The sequence below is a fragment of the Streptomyces longispororuber genome (assembly GCF_024448165.1).
GTDB classification, from domain to species: Bacteria; Actinomycetota; Actinomycetes; order Streptomycetales; family Streptomycetaceae; genus Streptomyces; species Streptomyces longispororuber_A.
Genome location: NZ_JAMOLN010000425.1, coordinates 1 through 2,342, shown reverse-complemented (window position 1 = coordinate 2,342; position 2,342 = coordinate 1). Strand labels below are relative to the sequence as shown.

The 2,342-nt window shown below is 70.2% G+C and carries 2 protein-coding genes and 1 pseudogene; all 3 read right to left on the bottom strand.

Features of this window, described 5'->3' with window-relative positions:
- The coding region (locus M4J07_RS47665) for an ABC transporter ATP-binding protein (RefSeq protein ID WP_255983650.1) at nucleotides 1-405 on the bottom strand (405 nt) is incomplete at its 3' end.
- Nucleotides 406-464: 59 nt separating this feature from the next.
- Nucleotides 465-1,961 carry an ABC transporter permease gene (locus tag M4J07_RS47660; protein ID WP_255983648.1) on the bottom strand — a complete coding sequence of 499 codons (1,497 nt, stop codon included), beginning with the start codon at nucleotides 1,959-1,961 and terminating at the stop codon, nucleotides 465-467.
- 192 nt (nucleotides 1,962-2,153) lie between these two features.
- Nucleotides 2,154-2,342: pseudogene (locus M4J07_RS47655) on the bottom strand (ABC transporter ATP-binding protein); the annotation flags it as partial.

Sequence of the window (2,342 nt, the reverse complement as noted above, 5' to 3'; positions counted from 1 at the left end):
AAGCCGCTCCCCCAGACCCACCGACTTCAACGCCTCCGCCGCCCGCTCACGCCGGTCGGCGACCTTCAACCCCAGCGGGACCAGCGCGGTCTCCACGTTCTCCTGCGCGTTCAGCGTCGGAATCAGGTTGAAGGACTGGAAGACGAACCCGATGGACTCGGCCCGCACCTTGGTGAGGCGGGCCTCCGGCAGCTTGGCCAGATCCGTGCCGTCGAGCTCGACGCTGCCGGCCGTCGGCCGGTCGAGGCCGCCGAGCATCTGCAGCAGCGTCGACTTGCCCCCGCCGGTGGGGCCCTGGATGACGAGCCGGTCGCCGTCGCCGATGGTCAGGTCGATGCCCGCGAGCGCCTCGACGGTGTCCTTGGCGCGCCGGTACTGCTTGGTGACGCCTCTCAGCTGATACATGGTGCAACTCCTGCGATACGTAAGGGGGTTTGTGGTGTCGCCCCGCAGGGCTGCCGCTGCTACTCGACGCGGCGCAGCGCGTCCGCGGGGCGCAGACGCGAGGCCCGCCAGCCGCCGAACGCCCCGGCGATCAGACCGCCCGCGACGGCGAGGCCGACCGCGAGGGCGATGGTGGTCGCGGAGACGGGCGCGGTGAGCGCGATGTCGAGGGTCTTGCCGCCGCCACCGGCGGCCTGCCGCATCATGCCGCCGCCGAAGCCGCCGCCCCCGCCGGGTCCGCCGCCCATCCCGCCGCCGGCGCCGCCGCCGAGCTGCGCGGAGAGGGTGGGGCTGATCGCGGTGACGGCGTACGCGCCCGCGAGGCCGACGGCGATGCCGAGGACACCGCCGATGAGCCCGTTGACGACGGCCTCGCCGACGACCTGCCGGGTGACCCGCCCCGACTTCCAGCCGAGCGCCTTGAGCGTGCCGAACTCCCGTACGCGACGCGACACCGCCGACGACGTGAGCAGGCCGGCCACCAGGAACGCGGCCACGAGCACGGCGATCGACAGCCACTTGCCGACGTTCGACGCGAGGTCGGAGGCGGTCGACAGGGAACCGGAGACGGTGTCGGCGAGATCGGCGGAGGTGGTGACCGTGGTCCCGCTGATGTTCTTCTGGATGGCCGACTTGACCGAGTCGATCTGCTGCGAGTCGCTCGCCTTCACGTACACCGTCGTCACCTTGTTCTTGGTGCCGGCGAGCGTCTGGGCCTGCTTCAGCGGCAGGTAGAGATTGGCGGCGGCGTCCCCGCTGTCGGGCGTCGCGATGCCGATGACCTTGTACTTGGTGCCCTTGACGGTGACGGTGTCGGAGAGGGCGAGCTTCTTCTCCTTGGCGTACGAGGCGTCGGCGACGACGACCTTGGCGTCCGTCTCGGACGTCTTGAAGGTCCGGCCCTTGGTGATCTTCGAGGAGGTCAGCGGGCCGAGGTCCTGCTTGGTGACGTCCGTGCCGTACACGGAGTAGGAGTTGACGTCGAAGCTGGCGCCGCCGCCCTCGACGCGGCCCTGGGGCTGACCGTTGCCGCCACCGTTCTGGCCGCCGGGGAACCCGCCGCCGCCCTGGCCCTGCTGCTGGTCCTGCTTGAACTGGCCGCGGGTGAACTGGCCGCTGACCTTCATGACCTGGAGGCTGAGCCCGCCGACGGTGTCGGCGACGCCCTTCTGGCCGGCGACCTCGGTGACCGTGGACGAGGCGAGGGTCTGGAAGCCCTGGACCATCACACGGTCGCTGGACTGCTCGTCGTCGTCGGAGCCGCTGTCCCTGGCGTCGAAGTCGAACCGCGGGCGCCCGGTCTCGCCCGCCTTCGGCGCGGCGGCCGCCTTGGTGACGGTCATGTCGGTGCCCAGGCCGTACAGGGACTGCAGGACCTTGTCCTGCGCCTGGTTCATGCCGGAGGACACGGAGTTGACGACGATGACGAGCGCGATACCGAGCGCCAGACCGGAGGCGACGACGAGCGCCGCCTTTCTGCGGCGGCGCAGCTCACGCCTGAGGTAGGTGAAGAACATCGAAGCCTCGCCGGAGGAGGGCCCACGGGGTGGCGGGCGCTGACAGGAATCAGCGGGAGCCGGAGCGACTCGGCGTCGCTCCGGCTCCCGCTGCGGCGAAACCGTATGGCGGGGCTGTAAGGGTTCTGTGAGGTGTGGATGAGAACGGGATGAGACCCTGTCAGCCCGGTGCCGTTCCCTGTGCGTCACCTGTCAGGCGGCCGCCTTCTGGTTCTCCGTCACCGTGATCCGTCCCTTGCGGATGATCGCCAGCCTCGGCGCCTTCTTCGCGATCGACGAGTCGTGGGTGACCATGATGAAGGTGAGCCCGTGCTCGCGCCACAGGCCTTCCAGGACGTCCATGATCTCGTCGCGCATCGACTCGTCGAGGTTGCCGGTCGG